Below are 478 nucleotides of genomic sequence, written 5' to 3'. Positions count from 1 at the left end.
GCCAATCCTATGGGGTGCAGCAGTGGGGAATTTTGGACAATGGGGGCAACCCTGATCCAGCCATTCCGCGTGAGTGAAGAAGGCCTTCGGGTTGTAAAGCTCTTTCGCAAGAGAAGAAAACTTGCTATCTAATAAATAGTAAGTATGACGGTATCTTGACAAGAAGCACCGGCTAACTACGTGCCAGCAGCCGCGGTAATACGTAGGGTGCAAGCGTTAATCGGAATTACTGGGCGTAAAGCGTGCGCAGGCAGTTTTATAAGTCAGATGTGAAATCCCCGAGCTCAACTTGGGAACTGCGTTTGAAACTGTAAGACTAGAGTGTGTCAGAGGGGGGTAGAATTCCAAGTGTAGCAGTGAAATGCGTAGAGATTTGGAGGAATACCAATGGCGAAGGCAGCCCCCTGGGATAACACTGACGCTCATGCACGAAAGCGTGGGGAGCAAACAGGATTAGATACCCAAGTAGTCCGCTCAT

The 478-nt window shown here is 49.6% G+C and carries 1 rRNA gene; it reads left to right on the top strand.

The features are described from left to right. A 16S ribosomal RNA gene (locus M6G53_RS25025) occupies positions 1-478 on the top strand; the annotation flags it as partial.

Source organism: Serratia nevei (genome assembly GCF_024160145.1).
Lineage (GTDB): Bacteria > Pseudomonadota > Gammaproteobacteria > Enterobacterales > Enterobacteriaceae > Serratia > Serratia nevei_A.
This window is presented reverse-complemented; position numbering and strand designations above follow the sequence as displayed.